Source organism: Vreelandella hamiltonii (assembly GCF_014651795.1).
Taxonomy (GTDB): Bacteria; Pseudomonadota; Gammaproteobacteria; order Pseudomonadales; family Halomonadaceae; genus Vreelandella; species Vreelandella hamiltonii.
In genome coordinates this window covers 104,226-128,803 of record NZ_BMXO01000013.1, presented here as the reverse complement: position 1 = coordinate 128,803, position 24,578 = coordinate 104,226, and the positions used below count along the sequence as shown (strand labels likewise).

General features: G+C 60.7%; 21 protein-coding genes. 8 read left to right on the top strand and 13 right to left on the bottom strand.

Features of this window, described 5'->3' with window-relative positions; translation table 11 throughout:
• Positions 1-262: 262 nt before the first annotated feature.
• Entirely contained in the window at positions 263-1,579 is a 1,317-nt protein-coding gene (locus IE061_RS13500; RefSeq protein WP_193461836.1) for a hypothetical protein, read from the top strand.
• A 6-nt stretch (positions 1,580-1,585) separates the two neighbouring features.
• On the opposite strand, the gene IE061_RS13495 is transcribed toward IE061_RS13500, so the two are convergent.
• A complete protein-coding gene (locus IE061_RS13495) occupies positions 1,586-2,104 on the bottom strand; it encodes a zinc ribbon-containing protein (RefSeq protein ID WP_039179834.1) in 519 nt (172 codons plus the stop codon).
• A 164-nt stretch (positions 2,105-2,268) separates the two neighbouring features.
• On the opposite strand from IE061_RS13495, the gene leuS reads away from it, so the two are divergent.
• The 5 genes from leuS to IE061_RS13470 all read left to right on the top strand — a co-directional run bounded on the left by leuS (position 2,269) and on the right by IE061_RS13470 (position 7,848).
• Positions 2,269-4,854, top strand: coding sequence for a leucine--tRNA ligase (gene leuS / locus IE061_RS13490; RefSeq protein WP_039179831.1), 2,586 nt, complete (start codon positions 2,269-2,271; stop codon positions 4,852-4,854).
• Positions 4,851-5,345: an LPS-assembly lipoprotein LptE gene (locus tag IE061_RS13485; RefSeq protein WP_193461835.1), complete on the top strand. Its 495-nt coding sequence runs from the start codon at positions 4,851-4,853 to the stop codon at positions 5,343-5,345. The genes leuS and IE061_RS13485 overlap by 4 nt, the downstream gene beginning before the upstream one ends.
• Positions 5,342-6,409 (top strand): DNA polymerase III subunit delta, encoded by a 1,068-nt coding sequence (gene holA, locus IE061_RS13480; protein WP_039179825.1) that lies wholly within the window; start codon positions 5,342-5,344, stop codon positions 6,407-6,409. Before IE061_RS13485 ends, holA begins: the two co-directional genes overlap by 4 nt.
• Positions 6,410-6,509: 100 nt before the next feature.
• Positions 6,510-6,908, top strand: coding sequence for a PA2779 family protein (locus IE061_RS13475; protein ID WP_039179822.1), 399 nt, complete (start codon positions 6,510-6,512; stop codon positions 6,906-6,908).
• Positions 6,886-7,848: a PA2778 family cysteine peptidase gene (locus tag IE061_RS13470; protein ID WP_193461834.1), complete on the top strand. Its 963-nt coding sequence runs from the start codon at positions 6,886-6,888 to the stop codon at positions 7,846-7,848. Before IE061_RS13475 ends, IE061_RS13470 begins: the two co-directional genes overlap by 23 nt.
• A 217-nt stretch (positions 7,849-8,065) precedes the next feature.
• Here the strand turns inward: IE061_RS13470 and sthA are convergent, their stop codons facing one another.
• The 9 genes from sthA to IE061_RS13425 form a co-directional block, all read right to left on the bottom strand.
• A complete protein-coding gene (sthA, locus tag IE061_RS13465) occupies positions 8,066-9,457 on the bottom strand; it encodes a Si-specific NAD(P)(+) transhydrogenase (RefSeq protein ID WP_016914076.1) in 1,392 nt (463 codons plus the stop codon).
• A gap of 33 nt (positions 9,458-9,490) precedes the next feature.
• Positions 9,491-9,745 carry a (Na+)-NQR maturation NqrM gene (nqrM, locus tag IE061_RS13460; RefSeq protein WP_039179819.1) on the bottom strand — a complete coding sequence of 85 codons (255 nt, stop codon included), beginning with the start codon at positions 9,743-9,745 and terminating at the stop codon, positions 9,491-9,493.
• Positions 9,746-9,926: 181 nt separating this feature from the next.
• Entirely contained in the window at positions 9,927-11,159 is a 1,233-nt protein-coding gene (gene nqrF, locus IE061_RS13455) for an NADH:ubiquinone reductase (Na(+)-transporting) subunit F (protein WP_096922836.1), read from the bottom strand.
• A gap of 70 nt (positions 11,160-11,229) precedes the next feature.
• Complete coding sequence (nqrE, locus tag IE061_RS13450; RefSeq protein ID WP_039179812.1) at positions 11,230-11,847, bottom strand: NADH:ubiquinone reductase (Na(+)-transporting) subunit E; 618 nt, start codon at positions 11,845-11,847, stop codon at positions 11,230-11,232.
• A 1-nt stretch (position 11,848) separates the two neighbouring features.
• On the bottom strand, positions 11,849-12,517 hold the full coding sequence (locus IE061_RS13445; protein WP_189463558.1) for an NADH:ubiquinone reductase (Na(+)-transporting) subunit D: 669 nt from the start codon (positions 12,515-12,517) through the stop codon (positions 11,849-11,851).
• 2 nt (positions 12,518-12,519) lie between these two features.
• Positions 12,520-13,335 carry a Na(+)-translocating NADH-quinone reductase subunit C gene (locus IE061_RS13440; RefSeq protein ID WP_039179806.1) on the bottom strand — a complete coding sequence of 272 codons (816 nt, stop codon included), beginning with the start codon at positions 13,333-13,335 and terminating at the stop codon, positions 12,520-12,522.
• Positions 13,335-14,561 carry an NADH:ubiquinone reductase (Na(+)-transporting) subunit B gene (locus IE061_RS13435; protein WP_039179803.1) on the bottom strand — a complete coding sequence of 409 codons (1,227 nt, stop codon included), beginning with the start codon at positions 14,559-14,561 and terminating at the stop codon, positions 13,335-13,337. The genes IE061_RS13440 and IE061_RS13435 overlap by 1 nt, the downstream gene beginning before the upstream one ends.
• Positions 14,561-15,910 carry a Na(+)-translocating NADH-quinone reductase subunit A gene (locus IE061_RS13430; protein ID WP_144983153.1) on the bottom strand — a complete coding sequence of 450 codons (1,350 nt, stop codon included), beginning with the start codon at positions 15,908-15,910 and terminating at the stop codon, positions 14,561-14,563. Before IE061_RS13430 ends, IE061_RS13435 begins: the two co-directional genes overlap by 1 nt.
• Positions 15,911-16,194: 284 nt before the next feature.
• On the bottom strand, positions 16,195-17,658 hold the full coding sequence (locus IE061_RS13425) for a glyceraldehyde-3-phosphate dehydrogenase (RefSeq protein ID WP_193461833.1): 1,464 nt from the start codon (positions 17,656-17,658) through the stop codon (positions 16,195-16,197).
• Positions 17,659-17,903: 245 nt separating this feature from the next.
• Here IE061_RS13425 and mfd point away from each other — a divergent pair, with 245 nt between their 5' ends.
• Positions 17,904-21,353 carry a transcription-repair coupling factor gene (mfd, locus tag IE061_RS13420; protein WP_193461832.1) on the top strand — a complete coding sequence of 1,150 codons (3,450 nt, stop codon included), beginning with the start codon at positions 17,904-17,906 and terminating at the stop codon, positions 21,351-21,353.
• A gap of 97 nt (positions 21,354-21,450) precedes the next feature.
• Entirely contained in the window at positions 21,451-22,575 is a 1,125-nt protein-coding gene (locus tag IE061_RS13415) for a L,D-transpeptidase family protein (RefSeq protein ID WP_193461831.1), read from the top strand.
• 180 nt (positions 22,576-22,755) lie between these two features.
• Here IE061_RS13415 and IE061_RS13410 read toward each other — a convergent pair whose 3' ends face one another.
• From IE061_RS13410 to IE061_RS13400, 3 genes are all read right to left on the bottom strand, one after another.
• Complete coding sequence (locus tag IE061_RS13410; protein ID WP_016914087.1) at positions 22,756-23,019, bottom strand: Lpp/OprI family alanine-zipper lipoprotein; 264 nt, start codon at positions 23,017-23,019, stop codon at positions 22,756-22,758.
• A gap of 226 nt (positions 23,020-23,245) precedes the next feature.
• Positions 23,246-23,878: a L,D-transpeptidase gene (locus IE061_RS13405; protein ID WP_039179791.1), complete on the bottom strand. Its 633-nt coding sequence runs from the start codon at positions 23,876-23,878 to the stop codon at positions 23,246-23,248.
• Positions 23,879-24,064: 186 nt separating this feature from the next.
• Positions 24,065-24,529 (bottom strand): 2-hydroxyacyl-CoA dehydratase, encoded by a 465-nt coding sequence (locus IE061_RS13400; RefSeq protein WP_193461830.1) that lies wholly within the window; start codon positions 24,527-24,529, stop codon positions 24,065-24,067.
• Positions 24,530-24,578: the final 49 nt, after the last annotated feature.

Genomic DNA, 24,578 nt, shown 5'->3' with positions numbered 1-24,578 from the left:
GGGTACTACAACCAGCAGCGCCCTCACTCGTTTAACGACGGCCTGCCTCCCGTGGTGGCTGAGGAAAACCTTAAATTACTGTCCGGAATTAGTTGACCACTACATTTCCCCTTTCCCCTTTCCCCTTTCCCCTTTCCCAACATCTTTCATCTCTCACATGGTGCATCCCCTGCATTTGCTACCTTACCTCTCCCCTCGCTCTACTGCTGGCCTTCTTTTGCAAAGCAGCTTAGCCTGCTAACTCAACCAGTAAGGGTGTGCGATGCAAGAGACGACGAGGCGGCAGCGGGTGGCGGGTGGGTTGTTGTTGCTGGGGCTGTTGGTGCAGGTGGTGGGCTTTACCGGGGCTTTTGCGGCGGCGCAGGGGGTGAGCTATCTGCTATGGGCGGCGGTGGCGTTGCTGTGGCGGGATATTCCTCGGCGTTCGCGGCGTCAGGCGGGGGTGTTGAGCGCGTTGGGGGCGGCGATGCTGGTGGGGGCGCACACGGTGTATGGCGCGGCGGTGAATTGGCCTGCCATGCTTCAGGGCAATGTGTTCGTGGCCACCATGCTGGTGGGGGTGAGCTTTATTTCCCTGATCGGCACTCAGGGCAACAAGCGTGCGCCGGGCAGGCGGTTGACGGGGGCGGCGGGCGTGCTGCGTACCTGGCTGGGGGTGCATTTTCTGGGCACCATTCTGAACCTTTCCACGGTGCTGATGGTGGGCGACCGGCTGGCCCGGCGCGGGCCGTTGACCACGCCGCAGCTGTTGGCGTTGAACCGGGGGTTGAGCAGCGCGGCACTGTGGTCGCCGTTTTTTGCCTCCATGGCGGTGGTCATCGCCCTGGCGCCAGAGGTGCAGTACGCGCAGATTGCCGTGGTGGGGTTTCCGCTGGCCATGCTGGCGGGGCTGTTTACCACCTGGGAGCTACGGCGGCGGTTCGATTTGCGCGAGGTGGATGGCTTTTCGCTGTCGCCGCGTAGCCTGTTCATGCCTGCGGGCATGGCGGCGCTGGTCATGCTGTTCCATGTTTGGCTGACGCCTGCGCTGAGCATCGTCAGCATCATTACCTTCCTGATTCCCGGCGTGGCGCTGCTGAGCAACCTGCCTGCGGGGCCGCGCTTTACCCTACGCCGTTTGCGTCAGCACGCCGTCACGCGGTTACCGGCCATGCGTGGGGAGATTTCGCTGTTTCTGGCGGCGGGCTTGCTGACCGTGGGGCTTTCCACGCTGGTGGCCGCAGCGGCAGGCGATGCGTGGACGCTGTTTGCGCGGTTTGGTGCGCCCCAGGCCATGGCCAGCTTCGCAGCCATTGCCCTGAGCGCGCTGGTGGGGCTGCACCCGATCATTGGGGTGTCGGTGCTGGCCTCGGTGCTCAACCTCAGCGGTGCGGAGCAAACCCTGTTTGCCTTCGTGGGGCTGAGCGCCTGGGCGGTGGGTACCAGCGTGGGGCCGCTTTCCGGTATCAACCTCTCGTTACAGGGACGTTATGGGGTCAGCGGCTACCAGATGATGAAGAACAACCTGCCCTATGCGGCGCTCATGAGCCTGCTGTCGCTGGGCGCGATAGCAGGCTTGAGCGCCTGGTTGGGCCTGTAAGGCGGCTCAGGTTTCGATGATCTTGTTGGGGAAGCGGTAGAAGTAGCGGTGGCCGCACTGGTGGCAGGGCTCCAGCCGGGCGACTTCGTTGAGCATCACCTGGGCGTCGCAGTGGGTGCAGGCCATCAGGCCGGGGGCGGCGATTTCGCCTTCGCAGTAGTCGGCACGGGCGGCTTCCAGGTCGTCTTCGAAGCGCTCCCGCTCGACGATGCTGCGGTCGGCAATGGAAAGCAGCGACTCTGCCACGCGGCGGGAGAGTCGGTCCAGGTCGATGCCCAGCCAGCTGGCCACCTGCTTGCCGGTATCGGCCATGTAGTAGCGCATGTCTTTCAGGTCGCGCTCTACCCAGGCGCGCAGCAGGGCCAGCTCGTCCTTGGTGTACTCTTCCAGTTCGGCTTCAAAGGCAACGGCGTCGTCCAAATCCTTTTGCAGGTTTTCCCAGGTGAGTTCGTTAGCGCCATCCTGCATGCGTTCCAGCAGGCGCTCGTAGCCTTCGCGAAGGCGATGATCGTTATGTTTTTCCATGGGTCCTCTCCTTTTGTTGCCACAGGTGCTGCCTATCATCGGCTAGCCGTTCAAGGATACACCGGCATAGGATACAATCGACGTTACTTATCTGACAGTCGTCATCCACTATTCACTTTGCGCCCTTTTTTTGGGCGAATGACCCCAAGGCATTGAAAACACCGATGGACGCACACTACAGCCCCCGTGATATCGAACGTGATGCTCAGCAGTACTGGGAAAAGCACCAGTGCTTCAAAGCCGTAGAAGACGCCAACCGCGAGAAGTTCTACTGCCTATCCATGTTCCCCTACCCCAGCGGCAAGCTGCACATGGGCCACGTGCGTAATTACACTATCGGCGACGTTGTCTCACGTTTCCAGCGCATGCAGGGCAAAAATGTCATGCAGCCCATGGGGTGGGATGCCTTCGGCATGCCGGCGGAAAATGCCGCCATCCAGAATCAGGTGCCGCCCGCCAAGTGGACCTACCAGAACATCGATTACATGCGTAATCAGTTGAAGGCACTGGGGTTTGCCTACGACTGGAGCCGTGAATTCGCCACCTGCGATACCAGCTACTACCGCTGGGAGCAGTGGTTCTTCACCAAGCTGGTGGAGAAAGGGCTGGTCTACAAGAAGATGTCCACGGTGAACTGGGACCCGGTCGATCAGACCGTGCTGGCCAACGAGCAGGTCATCGACGGTTGCGGCTGGCGTTCCGGTGCGCCGGTAGAGCGCAAGGAGATCCCGCTGTGGTTCCTGAAGATCACCGATTACGCCGATGAACTGCTGGCGGATCTGGATAACGTCGAGTGGCCCGAGCAGGTCAAGACCATGCAGCGCAACTGGATCGGCAAATCCCGTGGCGTCGAGCTGAGCTTCGATATCAAAGCCGCCGATGGCAGCGCCTGCGAGCCGCTGGCGGTGTACACCACCCGCCCGGACACGCTGATGGGCGTGACCTACGTGGCCGTGGCCGCTGGCCATCCGCTGGCCAAGCAGGCCGCCGAGCAGAGCAGTGAGATGGCTGCGTTCTGTGAAGAGTGCGCCAAGGGCGGCACTTCCGAGGCGGAAATGGCCACCAAGGAGAAGCTGGGCATGGCCACCGGCCACAAGGCCATCCACCCGCTGAGCGGTGAAGAAGTGCCCGTGTTCGTGGCCAACTTCGTGCTCATGGAGTTCGGCACCGGCGCGGTGATGGCCGTTCCCGCCCACGACCAGCGCGACTGGGAGTTTGCCACCAAGTACGGCGTCGAGCTGAAGCCGGTGGTCGCCGACGAGCACGGCAACACGCCGGACATCTCCGAAGGCGCTTACACCGAGCACGGCACGCTGATCAATTCCGGCGAGTTCGACGGCCTGGAATTCCAGGCGGCGTTCGATGCCATTGCCGCGAAACTGGCCGAGCGGGGCCGTGGCGAGGTGAAAACCAACTACCGCCTGCGCGACTGGGGCATTGCCCGCCAGCGCTACTGGGGCGCGCCGATTCCGGTGAAGTACGGCCCGGAAGGCCAGACCGTGCCGCTCTCCGATGATGAGCTGCCGGTGGCCCTGCCCATGGAAGTCACCGTGGATGCCTCCGGCTCGCCGCTGAAGAAGATGCCCGAGTTCTCCGAGCTGGGCGACGGCTGGGTGCGTGAAACCGACACCTTCGACACCTTCATGGAGTCTTCCTGGTACTTCGCCCGCTTCTGCTGTGCGGATAACCACGAGGCCATGCTGGACGAGCGCGCCAACTACTGGCTGCCGGTGGATCTCTACATTGGCGGCATCGAGCACGCCATTCTGCACCTGCTCTACGCCCGCTTCTTCCACAAGCTACTGCGCGATTTCGGCATGGTCGATTCCGACGAGCCGTTCCAGCAGCTGCTTACCCAGGGCATGGTGATCGCCGAAACCTTCTACCGCATCAAGGATAACGGCGGCAAAGAGTGGTTCAACCCTGCCGATGTGGAAGTGCAGCGCGACGAGAAAGGCCGCCCGCTGAGCGCCGTGCTGATGAGCGACGGCCAGCCGGTGGAGATGGGCGGCATCGAGAAGATGTCCAAGTCGAAGAACAACGGCGTCGATCCTCAGTCGATGATCGACAAGTTCGGGGCCGACACCGTGCGCCTGTTCATGATGTTTGCCGCCCCGCCCGAGCAGTCGCTGGAGTGGTCGGATTCCGGCGTGGAAGGCGCGCACCGCTTCCTGAAGCGGATCTGGCGTCAGGTTACCGAGCATCTGGCGGCGGGCACCCCCGGCACCTTGAACGTGGACGCGCTGAACGACGACCAGAAAGCGCTGCGTCGCAAGACCCACGAGACCATCAAGAAAGCCAGCGACGACATTGGCCGCCGCACCACCTTCAACACTGCCATTGCCGCCGTGATGGAGCTTTCCAACGCGGTTGCCAAGTTCGACGACAGCTCTGAGCTGGGCCTGGCAGTGAGCCGTGAAGCGCTGGAAGCCTGCGTACTGCTGCTGGCCCCGATCACCCCGCACCTGTGCCACACGTTGTGGCAGCAGCTGGGCCACACCCAGCCTGCCATCGAAGCGCCGTGGCCAGCGGTGGATGAAGCCGCCCTCACCCGCGACAGCATCGAGCTGGTAGTACAGGTGAACGGGAAACTGCGCGCTCGCCTGGAAGCCCCGGCCAGCGCCGACAAAGCCGCCATCGAGAAACTGGCGATGGAGAGCGACAACGTCCAGCGCCATCTGGAAGGCAAGACGGTCCGTAAAGTGATCGTGGTGCCGGGCAAGCTGGTCAACATCGTGGTGAGCGGATGAATCGACGTCATTTCCTGACCCTTGGCAGCGCCGCCTGTGCGGTGGCGCTGCTGGGCGGCTGCGGGTTCCGCCTGCGCGGCACCGACTCCATGCCCAACCTGCCGCCGCTGACCCTGGAGGGGGATGCCAACAGCACCCTCGCCCAACAGCTGCGCACCCGCCTGCAGCAGCTGGGCACCGAGGTGGAAAACGGCGCGCCCTGGCGCGTCACTCTGGGCACCCCTTCGCTTCAGGAGCGGCGCATCGGGACCGATGGTCGTGCCAGCCGTGAGCATGAGCTGACGCTGAGCACGTCGCTGTCGGTGCAGCAGCGGGAAACCAATGCCTACGCCCTGAACAACGCCACGCTGAGTACCAGCACGCGGATTCGCGTCAGCGATGACGACCTGCTGAACCGCGAGACGCTGTTCCAGGAAGCCGAGCAGACCCTGACTCGCCAGCTGGCTCAGCGCATCGTCGAGCGGTTGGCCAACCTCGAGGCGCTGCGGTGAAGGTATTTGCCGACCAGCTGCCTGCGGCCCTGGCCAAGAAGCTGCCCAAGGCAGTGATCGTGGCGGGAGACGAGCCGTTGCAGCATCGCGACGCCTGCGATGCGGTACGTGCAGCGGCGCGCCAGGCCGGTATCGAAGAGCGCGAAGTGCTCGATGTGGAGCCCAACTTTGCCTGGGGGCGGCTGCTGGAAACGGCCAGCAATCTGTCGCTGTTCGCATCCAACAAGCTGCTGGAGCTGCGCCTGGGCAACCACAAGCTGGGGCAGGATGGCAGCAAGGCGCTGGCCCAGTACGCCGAACTGATGGAAGGCAGCGATGACCTGCTGTTGATCAGCATGGGCAAGGTCGATGCCAAGCAGCAGAAGTCGGCCTGGTTCAAGGCGCTGGACAAGCACGGTCTGTTCGTGCCGGTCTGGCCGGTCGATGCCTCGCGGCTGGGCTACTGGCTGCGTGACCGGGCGGCCCTGCATGGCCTGCAGCTCGACCTGGACGCCGCCAGGCTGCTGGGCGAACGCACCGAAGGCAACCTGCTGGCCGCCGACCAGGAGCTGCAGAAACTGGCGCTGATGCACCCGCCCCAGGCCCGCCTGGGGGTCGAAAGCATCGCCCAGGGCGTGGAAGACAGCTCGCGTTTCGATGTCTTCAACCTGGCGGATGCCTGCCTGAAGGGGGAGCCCAGCCGTGCCTCGCGCATCGTCAATGGCCTGAAAAGCGAAGGCGTGGAAGCGCCTATCGTGCTGTGGGCACTGACCCGCGAGCTGCGCACCCTGCTCTCGCTGCATCAGCATCTGGATCAAGGGCAAAGCTTCGAGCACGCCTGCAAAAGCCAGAAGCCGATGATTTTCGACAAGCGCCGCCCGGCGTACCAGAAAGCCATCCAGCGGCTGCCCATGAAGCGGCTGCACAAGCTGTTGCTGATGGCCCAGCGGCTGGATTTGGCCGTGAAAGGAGCATCGCCGGTGCCGCTTTGGGCCGGGCTTCACGACCTGGCCATGAGCATGGCAGGCGCCCGGGGCATTCTCTCCGAAACCCCCTGGACCTACCGGATTAGTGCAAATAATTAGCACTTTTCCATTTTGTCTTAAATCTCTTGACGTTTGTTTCTATACTATTGATTCAAGCGCTAAAAACGCTTGCTCCCCGACCAGTCTAAGGAAGAAGACGATGAAAACAGTGCGTGCTTACCTCTCGACCCTTTTGATTGCTGCGTTAGTGCTGGCCAGCCTGCCCGTCGTGGCGGCACCCACCGCTCCTCAAGGCATGGATCTGGTATCGACGCAGTCTGTTTTAGCAGGCGACCGTGCCGGTGCGGACCGCGAGCGTATCAATGAAATCCTCGCCCGTGCCGATGTGCAGGATCAACTGCTAAAGCAGGGTGTGAACCCCGCCGATGTGGAAGCCCGTGTGGCGGCGCTGAGTGATGCAGAAGCGCAACAGATGGCCCAACAGCTGGAAGAACTGCCGGCCGGTGCGGGCGTGATCGGAGCCCTGTTTGCGGTCTTCATCATTCTGCTGATCACCGACATTCTCGGGTTGACCGATGTCTATCCGTTTACCCGCTAAGCGTCTCGGCCTGCTCCACCGCTTGTTCAACGCCCGCACTGCGGGCGTTTTAGCGTTGGTACTGCTGCTCGGTGGCTGTGCCCGCGCCCCCGTGCTGCTGGAAAGCACCCAGCGCGACCTGCCGCCGCAAACAGAGCTGCAAGACGTGCCGTTCTTCGCCCAGACCGAGTACCAGTGTGGCCCCGCCACCCTGGCCATGGTACTGACCCATGAAGGGGTGGACACCAGCGTCGATGAGCTGATCCCCCAGGTGTTCATTCCGGGGCGGGATGGCAGCGTGCAACCGGAAATGCTGGCCACGGTGCGGCGCCAGGAACGGCTGGCGATCCCCATTCGCGCCACCATGGATGCCCTGCTGGGCCACCTGGCGGCGGGTGACCCGGTGGTGGTCATGCAGAACCTGGCGCTGCCCGCCTTCCCCATGTGGCACTACGCGGTGGCCATTGGCTACGACCTGCCCGATGAAACGCTGTTGCTGCGTAGCGGCGAGATCGAGCGCCATCGCCTGTCGTTCAGCCGCTTCGATGCCACCTGGGCGCGCAGCCAGCGCTGGGGGTTCGTGATCAGCCAGCCGGGCACGCTGCCCGAAGGTGTCACGGCGCGCAATGCGTTAGAGGCCATTAGCGCCTTTGAAGAGCAGCACGGATCAGAGAAAACGCTGAGCAGTTGGCAAGCATTCAGTGAACGCTTCCCGCAAAACCCTACAGGGCAATTTGCGCTGGGCAATGCGCTGTATGCCGATGGCCAGCCCGAAGCCGCCCTGGCCGCCTTCGAGACGGCCACGAGCCTCGACCCGGAGATGGGTGCTGCGTGGCTCAACCTGGCCATCCTGCAGTTTCAGCAAGCGCGCCTTGCAGACGCCAGAGCATCGCTTACCCAAGCCGCTTCCCTTGAAGGCGAATGGCAGCCCCGGGCTAGACAGCTTTTGGAAACGCTATAGCGTCGCCCCGAAGAGCCGTTAGGCCGACGATAGTGGGTAAAGCCTTGAAGGTAACTCGTAGGAAAGCGTCGCAGGAGTAAAGAGTCGTGGGAGGGAGCTTCAGCTCGCGATGGGGGCCTGGCCAGGGCGCCTGACGGCGCCATTCGCCCGCTAAAGCGACCTCCCACCGAAGCTGATCGGTGGGGCCACCCTTTTCAGAAAGGCCCGTCCTGACCGCTTAGAACACCCGGTTCAGACCATTTTGCGCCGCCACTCGGTAGGCTTCTGCCATGGTGGGGTAATTGAAGGTGGTGTTGACGAAGTACTTGAGCGTATTGGCCTTGCCCTCCTGCTGCATGATGGCCATGCCGATGTGCAGGATCTCCGATGCCTGGTCGCCAAAGCAGTGGATGCCGAGAATTTCCAGGGTGTCCTGGTGGAACAGGATCTTCAGCATGCCGACCGTATCGCCGGTGATCTGGGCACGGGCGGTATCCTTGAAAAACGCCTTGCCGACTTCGTAAGGCACTTTCGCTTCGGTCAGCTCGCGCTCGTTGGGGCCAAAGGAGCTGATTTCGGGAATGGTATAGATACCGGTCGGCACGTCGCTGACGAAACGGTACTCCTTCTCCAGCAGCTCGTTGCACGAGTTGAGCCCCTGATCGTAGGCGGCACTGGCCAGGCTTGGCCAACCAATCACGTCGCCAGCGGCATAGATATGCGGAATCCCCGTGCGGTAGTGTTCATCCACGCTCAGCTGGCCGCGACCATTGGCCTCCAGGCCGATGTTCTCGAGCCCCAGGCTGTCGGTGTTGCCGGTGCGGCCGTTGGCCCACAGGAAGGCATCGGCGCGGATTTTCTTGCCGGATTTGAGGCGCACCACTACGCCGGCTTCATCGCCTTCGACACTGGCGTACTCTTCGTTGTGACGAATCAGCACGCCGTGCTTGCGCAGATGATACGACAGCGCATCGCTGATCTCGTCGTCCAGGAACGACAGCAGGCTATCGCGGTTGTTGATCAAGTCCACCTTGACGCCCAGGCCGGAAAAGATCGAGGCGTATTCACAGCCGATGACCCCGGCACCAAAAATCACCAGGGTGCGCGGCGTATGCGACAGGCTGAGAATGGTATCCGAGCAGTAGATGCGCGGGTGGCGGAAGTTGATGTCTGCCGGGCGGTAAGGCCGGGAGCCCGTGGCAATGACGATCTTCTTGGCCACCAGCTCTTCCATGCCTTCCTGGCGGTCACGCACCACCACGGTGTGTTCGTCCTTGAAGCGGGCAACGCCATGGAACAGGTCGATGCGGTTACGCGCATAGAAGGTGGTGCGCATTTCGACCTGTTTGTCGATGGTGCCGCGAGAGCGCTCCATCACTTTGGGAAACGAGAACCAGCGGGGTTCACCGATGTCGCGGAACATGCGGTTGGTGTTGAAGGCCATGATCTGCTTGACCTGATGGCGCAACGCCTTGGAAGGAATCGTGCCCCAGTGGGTACAGTTGCCCCCTACCTGCGCCTGCTTTTCGATGATGGCCACCCGCATGCCATGTTTGGCTGCATTGATGGCAGCGCTCTCGCCAGCCGGGCCAGTACCGATTACCACGACATCATAATTGTGAACCGCCATAGGGTTTCGTTCTCCTTGAAAATAAACGGGAGCTTAGCGACGCGTGGCATCGTAGCCCAGGTCGGCACCGCGGCTCTCGTCGCTGCGGCGGCGCGCACTGTTACGCTTGCGGTTCTCTTCTTCGCATACTTCGTCCTTGCCGCCGCAGATATCGCAGCCATCTTTCAAACCGAGCTGGTTGAGCCCGCCACAGGAGCCTGCAATGGGCTTGCGTCCCATCAATACGCCCACCGCCATTGCGGTCATTACCAGCGCCATGAAGCCAAATACCAGTAGCCAGATTGCCATGATGTTCTCCCAGCTGTGTTGCTAGCATCGTTGAATGGTCACACCTGCCGACCACGGTTGGGCCAATAAGTGCCTTGAAAGTTGGCCCTATTGTACCTCAGCCAACACAAAATGATCAGGCATAAACGCCAACGGGGCTGACCCGAAGGTCAGCCCCGTTGTGGAGCGCGTCTGCGCTACCTTAGCCGCCGAAGTCATCCAGCAGGATGTTTTCCGGCTCGACTCCCATATCAAGCAGCAGCTTGATGACGGAAGCGTTCATCATGGGCGGCCCACACATGTAGTACTCGCAATCTTCAGGCGCCGGGTGGTCCTTCAGATAGTTTTCGTACAGCACGTTGTGGATGAAGCCCGTCGGGCCTTCCCAGTTGTCTTCCGGCTGCGGATCGGACAGCGCCAGATGCCACTCGAAGTTCGGGAACTCTTCGGCCAACTGGTCGTACTCTTCGTTGTAGAAGGTCTCGCGCCAGGAGCGCGCACCGTACCAGAACGAAATCTTGCGGTCCGACTTCAGTCGCTTGAGCTGATCGAAGATATGGCTACGCATCGGGGCCATACCGGCACCACCACCGATGAAGACCATTTCCGCGTCGGTGTCCTTGGCGAAGAACTCACCAAACGGACCCATGACCGTTACCTTGTCACCCGGCTTCAGGTTGAAGACGTAGGTAGACATCAGGCCAGGCGGATGGCTGCTGCCCGGAGGCGGCGTGGCGATACGGATGTTGAACTTGAGGAGGCCTTTCTCTTCCGGATAGTTCGCCATGGAGTAGGCGCGGATGACTTCCTCGTTGTTCTTGTGGGTAATATCGAACAGGCCGAATTTTTCCCAGTCGCCACGATACTCTTCTTCGATGTCGAAATCGGAGAACTTGATATCGTAAGGCGGTGCCACCAGCTGCACGTAACCACCCGCACGGAAGGCCACTTCTTCACCTTCAGGCAGTTTCAGGTTCAGCTCCTTGATGAAGGTCGCCACGTTGGGGTTGGCGGTGACTTCGGTTTCCCACTTCTTCACGCCGAAGACTTCTTCCGGCACTTCCACTTTCATGTCCTGCTTTACAGGTACCTGACAGGAAAGACGCCAGCCTTCTTTCTTCTCACGCATGGTGAAGTGAGATTCTTCGGTGGGCAAGATCGAGCCGCCGCCCTCTTCCACTCGGCATTTGCACTGGGCGCAAGAACCACCGCCACCACAGGCAGACGACAGGAAGATGCCGTTGGCCGCCAGGGTGTTCAGCAGCTTGCCGCCAGCCTGGGTTCTCAGGGTGTGCTCGGGGTCGCCGTTGACTTCGATCGTCACGTCCCCGCTACTCACTAGCTTGCTTCGCGCTGCCAGAATGATCGCCGTCAAGCTGATGACGATGATCGTGAACATGACAACACCGAGCAAGATGACAGATGTATCAACCATGTCGGTTTCCTATTGCTGAAGGTTTTCTGTACCTCGGCAGCCCGGGGGCTGCCGAGAAAACCGGCTCCGATTACAGCTGGATGCCCGAGAAGGACATGAAGCCCAGTGACATCAAGCCAACGGTGATGAACGTGATGCCCAGACCCTGCAGGCCGCCAGGCACGTCGCTATACTTCAGCTTCTCGCGGATACCGGCCAGCGCGGTAATGGCCAGCGCCCAGCCTACTCCCGAACCGAAGCCGTACATGACGGATTCGCCGAAGTTGTAGTTACGCTCCACCATGAACAGTACACCACCAAGAATGGCGCAGTTTACGGTGATCAGCGGCAGGAATACGCCCAGCGCGTTGTACAGCGCAGGTACGTATTTATCCAGGAACATCTCCAGGATCTGCACCAGCGCAGCAATAACGCCGATGTAGCTCAACAGGCCAAGGAACGAGAGATCGATGTTCTCTGCACCGCTGATACCCGTCCAGGTCAGCGCGCCCTCTGCCAGCAGCAGGTTGAATACCAAGTTGTTCACCGGTACGGCAATGGTCAGTACCACGATGACCGCGATGCCCAGACCGAATGCCGCCGAGACCTTCTTGGAAACCGCCAGGAAGGTACACATCCCGAGGAAGAAAGCCAGCGCCAGGTTCTCGACGAAAACCGAAGCAACGAAAAGGCTTAGATAGTGTTCCATGTTACACAGCCTCCTTCGGCTTGGTGTTGTGCGTCATCTTGAACTCGTTGTCTTCTACCTGCTCGGGGTTGTAGGCACGAATTGCCCAGATCAACAGACCGATGATGAAGAAGGCAGACGGCGGCAGCAGCAGCAGACCGTTCGGCACGTACCAGCCGCCGTTTTGCACGGTGGGCAGTACGGTGAAGCCGAAGATGCTGCCCGCACCCAGCAGTTCACGGAAGAAACCAACGACCATCAGAACGAAACCGTAGCCCAGTCCGTTACCGATACCGTCCAGGAAGGACATGCCGGGAGAGTTGGTCATGGCAAAACCTTCTGCACGTCCCATGACGATACAGTTGGTGATGATCAGACCGACGAAGACCGACAGCTGCTTGGACATTTCGTAGGCGTAGGCTTTCAGAATCTGATCGACCACGATAACCAGCGAGGCGATGATCGTCATCTGGACGATGATACGAATCGACGACGGAATGTGGTTCCGAATCAGCGATACGAACAGGTTCGAGAAAGCCGTTACGAAGATTACCGCCAGGGTCATGACCAGCGATACGCTCATGCTGGTGGTCACCGCCAGCGCAGAACAGATACCGAGGATCTGCAGGGCAATCGGGTTATTCTTGAAGACCGGCGCCGTCAAGACGCTTTTTGCATTTACGTCCGCCATGATCAAGCTCCTTCCGCTTCGAGTTCGACGTCAGCGTCCTGAACGTCTTCCTGGTCAACGCCGCTGCGGAACTTGGCCAGGTATTCACCGAAGCCTTCCGGGCTCAGCCAGAACTGCAGCATGTTGTTAACACCGTTAGCGGTCAGGGTGGCACCCGACAGGCCGTCGACTTCATAGTCACCGCTACCGCTACCCTTCACGACACGGATAGCCGGTACCAGATCACCCTCTTCGTCGAAGATCTGCTTGCCTTCCCACTGAGCCTGCCAACGGGGGTTGTTGACCTCGGCACCCAGCCCTGGCGTTTCGCTGTGCTCGAAGTAGGTGATACCGACGATGGTATTACCGTCACCTTCGACCGACAGGAAGCCGCGCATCAGGCCCCACAGGCCCTGGCCACGGATGGGCAGAATGATCTGCTCGGGGCTGTCCGGGTCGCCCACCAGGTAGACGGTGGCGTAGTTTTCGACGCTGGACAGACCCGCCGGGTCACGCTCACCTGACAGGGTGCGCGAGGCCGCCGGATCACGACGAACTTCGAAGCCGTCGAAGGTCTCGGGATCGTGCTGATCCGAGTACTCGCCCGTTTCGAGGTTGACCACGCGTGGGGTTACCTCACGGAAAGCGGCTTCTACGTCCATGCCGCTCTCATAGAGATTGGCAACGCGCAGGATGTTGGTCTTACGGTCGAGTTCCTGATTGAGCTGCTGCGCAGGGCGCAGTGCCACGGCCGCGGTCGAAACGATGACCGAGCACACGATGCACAGCGAAAACGCTACGATCAGTACTTTCTTGATGGAGTTGTTACCTTGTGCCATTAGGCAGTCTCCTCGGCCGGTGTGCCAGTACGCTTGAGACGGCGCTTGACATTGGCCTGGACGAACATGTGGTCAATCAGCGGTGCGAACAGGTTGGCAAACAGGATGGCCAGCATGATGCCTTCCGGGAAGGCCGGGTTCACCACGCGGATCAGCACGGTCATGACACCGATCAGCGCACCGAACAGCAGGCGGCCCTGGTTGGTCATCGCGGCCGACACGGGGTCGGTTGCCATGAACACCATACCGAAGGCGAAACCACCCACCACCAGATGCCAGTACCAGGGCATCGCGAACATGGCGTTGGTGTCGGAACCGATCAGATTGAACAGCGTGCTGGTGATCACCATGCCCAGGAACACGCCCAGCATGATGCGCCAGTTGGCAATCTTGGTCCACAGTAGTACCGCAGCACCGATCAGGATCGCCAGAGTCGACACTTCACCCACGGAGCCCGGTACGTAGCCAATGAAGGCATCCCACCAGGTGTAAGTGCTGGTCAGTGCGTTCATGCCGTCCTGGAACGCCAGAGACAGTGCCGTGGCACCGGTGTAACCATCGGCGGCCACCCATACTGCGTCGCCGGAAATCTGTGCCGGGTAAGCAAAGTAGAGGAAAGCACGACCAGTCAACGCGGGGTTCAGGAAGTTCTTGCCGGTACCGCCGAAGATTTCCTTGCCGATCACCACACCGAAGGTGATACCCAGGGCCACCTGCCAGAGCGGGATGGTCGCCGGGAGGATCAGTGCGAACAGCACGGAAGTGACGAAGAAGCCTTCGTTGACTTCGTGGCCACGCTTGACCGCGAACAGGACTTCCCAGAAACCGCCGACCGCGAAGGTCACCAGATAGATGGGCAGGAAGTAGGTGGCACCGAGTACGAAGTTGGCCCACAGGCTACCCGGATCATGGCCACCCGCCAGGGTCATCATGATCGCTTCGCGCCAGCCGCCCATGGAAGCATAGCCTGCTTCGATGGCGGTGTTGGCTTGCCAGCCAGCGTTCCACATACCGAAGAACATGGCCGGGAAAGTACACATCCACACGGTGATCATGATGCGTTTCAGATCGACGCCGTCACGAACGTGGGCAGTGGTCTTGGCGACACTCGGGGGTGAGTAGAAGATGGTGTCTACCGCTTCGTACAGCGGATAGAACTTCTCGTACTTGCCACCCTTGTGGAAATGCGGCTCGAGATTATCGAGTGTTTGTCGAATACCCATCATCAGGCCTCTTTCTCGATCATGGTGAGATTGTCACGCAGGATGGGGCCGTACTCGTATTTGCCGGGGCAAACGTAGGTACACAGCGCCAGATCCTCTTCGTCCAGCTCCAGACACCCGAGCTGCATGGCAACCTCAATGTCGCCCACAATCAGCGAACGCAGCAGCTGCGTCGGCATGACATCCAACGGCATGACGCGCTCGTAGTTGCCCACCGGCACCATGGCACGCTCGGAGCCATTGGTGGAAGTGGTTGGCGCGTAGTTGCTCAGGCCTTTGAACTTGGACAGGTAGATGCCCATGATGGAGTGACGGTTCGCACCCAGCGAGAGCCATCCCATGAAGGTGCGCTTGTTACCCTCTTCCAACAAGCTGACCTGATTATGGAAGCGACCCAGATAGGTGATATTGCCCTCGGCGGCAAAGCCTGAAAATACCGAACCGGAGATGACACGAGTGTCCTCGGGTTGGATCACTTCGCCTGCCAGGAGTTCCTGGGTACTGGCGCCCACGCGGGTGCGCAGCAGACGAGGTTTCTCGGCGCGTGGGCCGCCTACCGCGACGATGCGGGTGACGTCCAGCTTGCCTTCCACGAACAGTTTGCCGAACGCGATCACATCCTGATAACCGATGTGCCACACTTTCTTGTGCAGCGCGACAGGCGACAGGTAGTGAATGTGCGTGCCGACCAGACCTGCAGGGTGCGGCCCGGCAAAGGTTTCGGTCTTGACGCCGCTGACATCGCTGCCGGGCAGTGATGCGTTGGCACCCGTGCACAGAAAAACGTTGCCCTCGGTCAGGCGGGTTAGCACCTTGAGGCCGTCTTCGAATGCCTGGGAGTTCTCATTGATGATGAGTGCCGGGTCAGCGCTGAGCGGATGGGTATCCACGGCGGTGACAAAGATATCGGCAGGAACGCTGTCGATGGCAGGCGTGCGCGAGAAGGGACGGGTGCGCAAGGCAGTCCAGAGACCCGACTCGACCAGTTGGTCGACAACGGTCTGACGATCCAACTGTCCTAAAGTGCCACGATCATGGGAAGCGAATGTCATCGCTTCTTCATTTTCGTCGACTTTAATGACCACAGACAGCAAACGACGTTTTTCGCCACGGTTGATAGCTACCACTTCACCAGCGGCGGGTGCGGTGAAGCGCACGCCGTCGACTTTCTTGTCGGTGAAGAGCAGTTGGCCTAGTTTGACCTTATCCCCTTCCTGAACTTCCATCGTTGGCTTCATGCCAACGTAGTCGGTGCCCAGGATTGCCACGTGACGCACAAGCTGCGCATCTTCAATACGCTGCTCAGGCGCTCCCGTGATGGGGAGATCCAGGCCTTTTTTGACTTCGATCATAGTCTCGCCCAGTTGATGGATCGGATATACGAAGGTAAGGGGTTCGATTGCTTAATTTCTGCTCAGCGAATTCTTGTTTTCTGTTCAGATTGTTACCAGTCCGGCCCAAGCAAGCTTGGACCACCCCGAAAAAATCCATCGTATTATAAAGATAAGCGCGGCCAATGACCACATCCCTGACCGCCTCCGAAAGTGCTATATACAAAAACGCCACCCGAAGGTGGCGCTTGAAAGGCATGGTGTTTCATCTAATGCTGTATTAGTCGAACACCCTCGCCGACCGCTCAGCTGGCCTGACGCGGCAGTTTCAGGAACTGCACGTTGGACATGTGCTGAAGAATGCGGATGACCTGGCAGCTGTAACCGAATTCGTTGTCGTACCAAACGTAGACCACGGCATGGTTGCCGTTGGCGATGGTCGCCTTGGCGTCCACGATACCGGCATGACGATTGCCGACGAAATCCGACGAGACCACCTCCGCAGAATCGACGAAGTCGATCTGTTTCTGGTAGGCCGAGTCGATGGACATGCGACGCAGGTAGTCGTTGAGCGCCACTGCATCGGTGCCCTTCTCCAGGGTCAGGTTCAGAATCGCCATGGAGACGTTGGGCGTGGGCACGCGGATGGCGTTGCCGGTCAGCTTGCCTTCCAGCTCGGGCAGCGCCTTGGCGACGGCCTTGGCCGCACCGGTTTCGGTCAATACCATGTTCAGGGCAGCGCTGCGTCCGCGACGGTCGCCCTTGTGGTAGTTGTCGATCAGGTTCTGGTCATTGGTGTAGGCATGCACGGTTTCTACATGGCCGGTTACCACACCGAACTCATCGTTGAGCACTTTCAACACCGGCACGATAGCGTTGGTAGTGCACGACGCCGCCGACACGATGCGGTCGCTTTCGCCGATGGTTTCGTGGTTGATGCCAAACACGACGTTCTTGATATCGCCTTTGCCCGGCGCCGTGAGCAGCGCCTTGGCCGCGCCCTTGCACTCCAGGTGCTGGCCCAGGCCCGCTTCGTCACGCCAGATACCGGTGTTGTCCACCACCACGGCGTTATGGATATCGTAAGCGGTATAGTCGATCTCGCTGGGCGAATCGGCGTAGATCACCTGAACCACGTTACCGTTGATGGTCAGCGTACGCGCTTCGGCGTCTACCGTGATGGTGCCATCGAAGGGCCCATGGACAGAATCACGACGCAGCAGGCTGGCGCGCTTCTCGAGGTCCTTGCCCACGTCGCCACGGCCACGCACCACGATGGCACGCAAACGCAGCAGGTTGCCGCCACCGGCTTTTTCGACCATGACACGGGCCAGCAGGCGACCGATACGGCCAAACCCGTAAAGCACCACGTCCTGGGGCTCGCCGGTACTGGCACCGGGCTGGTAGCCATTGATGATGTCGTTCAGCTCGCCGCGCAGGAAAGCGTTCAGGTCACCGCCGCCCTGACGCTTGAACATCACCGCCAGCTTGCCCACATCGACGTGGGCCGGCCCCAGGTTCATCTCGCTCATGGCCTGAACGATCGGGAAAGTGTCTTCCACGGACAGCTCGGTGCCCTCGATCTTGCGCACGAAACGATGGTCTTTAAGAATCCGAATAACCGACCGCTTGATCAGAGAACGTCCGAACATGGTGGCGACAACGTTGTTCTGGCGATACAGCTTCCCGACCAGCGGGATCATTTGCTCAGCCAGAGCTTCGTTGTTCTGCCAATCCTGAAAAACGTTGTCGAGAGTTTGCTGACTCACGGGCGGCCTCATAGGTAGTGAAGGGGATTTTCAGGGGGCATTATCCGGAGCCAGCGGCGTGGCCGCAATGAATGGATAGTCGCACAGGATGTAGGGGTATTACAGAAATAGGGCATTGACTACAAACACCAATGATGCAACGCGCGATGACGCCCCCGCCCGGCCCATGGGCCGAAAGGCGCTGCGTAAAAGTGTCGTTCGTGTATGATTCTGGTTCCGTTCCAGCGCAAAACGAAGCCGACTCCATGACCTCTTTTTCTCTGCTCGAACCGCCTCAGCCGCAAGGGATACGCGATACGCTCTACCTGAAAGCGCCGCCGGGCAGCGCCACTGCGCTGGCATTGGCCCAGGTGGCGGCCAGCGCACCGCTGCTGGTCATTACGCCCAATACCGCCAGCGCCCAGCGCCTGGAGCAGGATCTAGCCTTTTACAGCAGCGTGCCGGTGCTGCCGTTCCCCGATTGGGAAACATTGCCTTACGACAGTTTTTCACCGCACCAGGATATTATCTCCGCCCGCCTGCGCACACTGAGGCAGCTGCAGGACGGCGCGCGCGGCATCGTGCTGGTGCCCATCAATACGCTGATGCAGCGCTTGCCACCGGTGTCTTACATTGCAGGCCGCGTCATGACCCTGCAGTCCGGCGCCAGGCTCGACCGTGAAACCTTCCGCGAATCGCTTTCACGGGCGGGCTATCGCGCGGTGGAAACGGTCTACGAGCCGGGCGAATACGCCATGCGCGGGGCTATCATCGACCTGTTCGCCATGGGCATGGACGAGCCGATTCGTATCGACCTGTTCGATGACGAGATCGACACCCTGCGCCACTTCGACCCGGGCAGCCAGCGCTCTACCGACAAAATCGACGGCATCGAACTGCTGCCCGCCCACGAGTACTCGCTAAGCCGCAGCGCCATTGCCTGCTTCCGCGAGCAGTTCGAGACCCTGTTCGACGTCGACCCGCGCCAGTGCCCGCTCTACAACGACGCCCTGAAGGCCATTCCTTCACCGGGACTGGAGCAGTACCTGCCGCTGTTCTTCGACGAAACCGCGTCGCTGTTCGAGCACGTGACAGATGACACCCGGATCGCCCTGCTGCCGGGCGTCTTCGCTGCCGCCGAACAGCACTGGCAGGCCATCGAAGCGCGCTACGTCAATCTGGGCGTCGACCCGACACGCCCCCTGCTGCCGCCCCATCGTGCGTTCTTTCCGGTCAGCGACGTGTTTGCGGCCATCAAGGCACGACCCCGAGTGGAGTTCACCGAGGACGAGCAGCAGCGCCATGCGCTGGCACCCCAAGCCCGCGCCCTGCCCTCGCTGGCCATCAATGCGCGGGCCAAGCAGCCGCTGGCCGAGCTGGCAAACTTCATGGCGGCGCAACCCGATACGCGCCTGCTGTTCGTGGCGGAATCTCGTGGCCGCCGGGAAGCACTGGAGGAAGTGCTGGCGCCGCTCAAGCTCTCGCTACCCCACGTGGAGAGCTTCCACGCCTTCCTGCAAGGCAATCAGCCCCTGGCGATCACCGAAAGCCTGGTGGCCAGCGGCCTGTGGCTGGAAACGCCCGACCTGGCGGTGATCAGCGAAACCGAGCTGTTCGGCGACGTGGTACGACAGAGCCGCCGCCGCGAGAAAGCCACCGATGACAACGAACTGGCAGTTCGCCACTTGTCGGAACTCCGCGAGGGCGCGCCGGTGGTCCACCAGGCCCACGGGGTGGGCCGCTATCTGGGCCTGGAAACCCTGGAAGCCGGGGGCCAGGCCAACGAATTCCTGGCGCTCTCCTATGCCGACGGGGCCAAGCTGTACGTTCCGGTGGACAGCCTGCACCTGATTTCTCGCTACAGCGGTGCCGACGACGAGCTGGCACCGCTGCACAAGCTGGGCTCCGACCAGTGGGAGAAGGCCCGCCGCAAGGCCGCCGAGAAGATTCGCGACACCGCCGCCGAACTGCTCGACATCTACGCCCGACGCGAGGCCCAGCAAGGGGTGGTCTACGAAGCCCCCGGCGAAGAGTACGTGCGCTTCGCGGCCAGCTTCCCCTTCGAGGAGACTCCCGACCAACAGGCCGCCATCGAAGCCGTGATCAGCGACATGGTATCGCCCCAGCCCATGGACCGCGTAGTCTGCGGCGACGTGGGCTTCGGCAAGACCGAAGTCGCCATGCGCGCAGCGTTCCTGGCCGTGCAGTCGGGCAGGCAGGTGGTGGTCCTGGTGCCCACTACCCTGCTGGCACGCCAGCATTTCGAAAACTTCCGTGACCGCTTTGCCGACACGGCGGTGAACATCAGCCTGATCTCGCGCTTTACCGGCGGCAAAGAGATGACCCAGACCCTGGAAAGCATCAAGAGCGGGCAGACCGATATCGTCATCGGCACCCACAAGCTGCTGTCCAAGAGCGTCGAGCTGCCCAAGATGGGGCTACTGATCATCGATGAGGAGCACCGTTTTGGCGTCGCCCAGAAGGAGAAGCTCAAGACCCTGCGGGCCGAGATCGACATTCTCACGCTGACCGCCACGCCCATCCCGAGAACGCTGAACATGGCGATGAGCGGCATTCGCGACCTCTCCATCATCGCGACGCCACCCGCCCGCCGCCTGTCGGTCAAAACCTTCGTCCAGCAGCGCGACGACAGCGTGATCAAGGAGGCCCTGCTGCGGGAAATTCTGCGCGGCGGCCAGGTCTACTTCCTGCACAACGAAGTCAAGACCATCGAAAACGCCGCCGAACAGATTCGCGAGCTGGTGCCGGAAGCGCGAGTGGCGGTGGCCCACGGCCAGCTGCCGGAGCGTAGCCTGGAACGCGTGATGTCCGACTTTTATCATCGGCGCTTCAACGTACTGGTGTGCTCGACCATCATCGAAACCGGCATCGACGTGCCGAGCGCCAACACCATTCTGATCGAGCGGGCCGACAAGTTCGGCCTGGCCCAGCTGCACCAGCTGCGTGGGCGCGTGGGCCGCAGCCACCACCAGGCCTACGCTTATCTGCTCACGCCTTCGCCGAAGGCAATGACCCGGGATGCCGTCAAACGCCTGGAAGCCATCAGCGCCTCCGACGACCTGGGCGCGGGCTTCACCCTGGCCAGCCACGACATGGAAATTCGCGGCGCCGGGGAGCTGCTGGGCGACGAACAGAGCGGCCAGATGGAAACCATTGGCTACTCGCTTTACATGGAGATGCTCGACCGCGCCGTGAAGGCCATTCGGGCAGGCAAGACGCCCAACATCGACGCCCCCTTCAACACCGGCGTGGAAATCAGCCTGAACCTGCCCGCGCTGATCCCCGACGACTATCTGCACGACGTGCAGCAGCGCCTGGTGATGTACAAGCGCATTGCCAACACCCAGTCGGATGGCGAGCTCAAAGAGCTGCAGGTAGAGCTGATCGATCGTTTCGGCCTGCTGCCTCAGCCGCTGAAGAACCTGATCCGCCAGACGCGGCTGCGCCAGCGCGCCGAGCAGCTCGGCATTGCCCGCATCGAGGCCGGTGAATCCAGGGGCCGAGTGCTGTTCGACGGCTCTACCCAGGTCGACCCATTGACCCTGGTAACGCTGATCCAGACCTCCCCGCAGCACTACCGACTGGACGGTTCCGACACGTTAAGATTTGAATTTGCGATGGAAACCGCCGAGCAACGCTTTGAGAAGGTTGAAACACTGTTAAACACCCTTAATCAAAAAGTAGCGAAGGCGTGAACCTTGGGGCAAACTTGTCATTAAGCAGACAACCCTGCCAACGCATGGCCAACCACCGCCAGGCGTCTCTGCAGTGCATACTTGATTAGGAACGACCATGAAGACTCGCAAGATCATCAACCGTTGGGGCCCCACCAGTCTGGCGGTCCTGCTGGCCGCCAGCTTGACCGGACCCGTTTATGCCCAGCCCGCCTCAGAGCAGGCTGCGGTCAGCAGTGAAGCCACTGCCGGTGCCGAACAGGTCGCCGAGGCGCGCCACGAACTGCCACGCGGGCATTTTCGCCTGCCCGAGCAGGGTGACATCATCGGTGAGTACTACACGGTAACGGTGGACAACCCCGAAGAGACCCTGATCGACATCGCCCGCCGCCACAACATCGGCTACGAAGAGATTCGCATGGCGAATCCTGGCGTCAGCATGTGGGTACCTGGCGAAGGCACGGAAATCGTCATTCCGGCCCAGTACATCCTGCCCCCCGCACCGCGTGAAGGGGTGGTGGTGAACCTGTCGGAACTGCGCCTGTACTACTACCCGGCCAACAACCCCGGCATCGTCGAGACCTACCCGGTCAGCGTCGGTCGTGACGGTTTCGCCACCCCGGTCGGCATTACCCGCACCACCGTCAAGGTCAAGGACCCCGCCTGGGCACCGCCCGCCTCCATGCGTCGTGAAGCCGCCGAGCGTGGCGAGCCTGCCCCGGCCATCGTGCCGCCAGGCCCTGACAACCCGCTGGGCCGCCACGCGATCCTGCTGGCCATGCCGAGCTACCTGATTCACGGCACCAACCGTCCTGACGGCGTCGGCATGCGCGCCAGCCGCGGCTGTATCCGCATGTACCCCGAAGATATCGAGTCGCTCTACGAGCGCCTGCCCAGCGGCACCCAGGTCAACCTGATGGATGCTCCCTTCAAGGCAGGCTGGGCGGCTGACGGTACGCTGTTCGTGCAGTCTTACCCGCAGCTGGAAGAGAACGTCGAAGGCTCTGAGCCCCTGCGCGACGCCATGGAGCGCCTGAACGCCCTGGTGGAAGACCAGGTGGATATCGACGAAGCCCAGATCCAGCGCGCCATCGCCGAGCCTGACGGCCGTTTTGTCGCGCTTCACGGCCCGCAAGCCGCCGTTGAAGAACAGCCCCAGCCTGAAGCGCAGCAGCCGCAGCTGGAAGGCATTCTAGGCGACATCGAGCTGTCTACCGTAGTTCGTATCGAAGGCGACGCTTAATGCCTTCCAGGGCCGCCTCTGGCGGCCCTGTCATCTTCCGCCAAGCTCGCTCGACGATTGGCGACAGGAATGAAAGCAAAACCTGAATAAACGCCAAAAAAAACCCCGCCAGTTGGCGGGGTTTTTTCACATCTAACAGCAGCCGTCGGGTTCTTGACGAACCTGACGACCCAAGCAGAATTACTTCTGCATGGAACGCTGGAACATGCGGTTCATTTCTTCACGGTTCTGCTCAGACATCTGCAGGGCAGCTTGCGCGTCGCGCTGAGCCTGGTTTGCAGTGTTCAGAGCCTGTGAAGCCATGCTGCGAGCTTCTGCAGCGTCAGCTTGTGCAGATTCAGCAGTCATGCGAACTTCTTCCAGAGCGCTGGTAGAAGCACAGCCAGCCAGGATTGCCAGAGAAGCAGCAGCGGCGGTCATTTTCAGAGCAGTCTTAAGAGTCATGATGTTCTCCTTGAGTCTTCCTTGGGTACTACGTTTAAGGGTATGACAAAAAATAAAGCTAAATTATTAGCTTAGATTTGTCTACCTGCGATGCAGGTTCTTTTCACCGACTTGTACCAGGGCTTACCCGTAGGGTACGCAAGTCAAACGCTGTTTTATAATAGACCACAGCGGTTGTCTATAGTCGCGTGTCCAAAAACCTGGAACTTCCTTCAACAACATAAGCCTAGCGGATCACCACGCGTGTGCCAACTCCTACTAGCTCGGCAACCCGCTCGATTTGCTCATTGGTCACTGCCACACACCCTTGGGTCCAGTGGAAGTTGCCATGGATATCGGGGTCTCCTCGGCCAATGCCGTGAATCCCAATGGCTCCCCCCAGCGCGGTATCCTGCGGCGGGGAGCCGTAACGGCGATAGTGGTCGAAATAGGCCTCGTAGTCCGCCTGGGAGTAGATGCCTTTTTCGAGCGCCATGCGCGCGTGAGGTGGCGTAGGATAATCGATACTGATGAAGATATGCCACTGGCTTTCGAAATTAAATCGATTAATTCTGAACTCACCCAGCGGCGTCACGTTACCACCGCGGATACGATGCGTTCTGGCGCCCCCACGGCCTAGCGATACCGGCGCGAACCGCTCCAGCAGCGCATGACCACGAAACACGCTCAGCGTCGCCTCCTTGTCGTCTACCAGCACCCACACCTCGTTGCTGTGGCGTGGCACATCTGCCCTGGCCAGCAAGGTGGCGACCAGATCGGTAGGCTCGTAATCAGGCAGGGCACTGGTAGCCGCTGCACTGGCCACTACAGGCCAGCCCAGTGCCAGCGCCAAAAATCGGCGACGGTTTACAGGCATCATTGTTGCTCTCGAAAATGGGGTCGGCTCGACATCAGGTAAGCCAAGGCCGACCGATAACGCATGGATGGAGGCTGTTATACCCTATTCATGCGGCTTTTGTCAGCGTATCGACCCCACAATAAACGCCCAAAATACCCGCCATCTCAACCGCCAACTGTGCTTCAACGTAGCTTTGCAGACCTGGCGCTAGACGCCCTCCAGCTCTTGCAGGCTAGCCACCAGCTTGCGCGCTTCGGCGGCATGCCCATGGGCCAAGGTCGTAAAGAACGTTTCCTCAGGGGCCACTCTGGCCCGCGAGGCGCGATGCTCGTAGAGGGCCTGAAGCTGCTCGTGCGACTCCACGGCCGTGGCGGTCAACTCATCCAGTGAACCGGCCACGTCCCGCTCTGCCAAGGCTTCCAGCACCGGCGGCTGAGGAAAATCGCCTGACTCGTCGAACCATAGCTCCAGCACTTCGCGCTGATCCGAGCCATCGTGAAACAGCGCCTCCAGCCCGGACTTCATGGTCAATTCACTGCTGGCGAGATAGTTGAGCGCCATGGCCAGCCGCTCGTGTTCTGCCGCATCGGCTGCCGCGCTGTACTGGCGCGCCATACGCTCATGGTAGCCAGCAGCCCACTGCATCAGATCCTTCACTTGGTTGTATCGCATCCTTGCCTCCTGTTGAGTGACACACTCCATAGCATGGACATGATCAGCC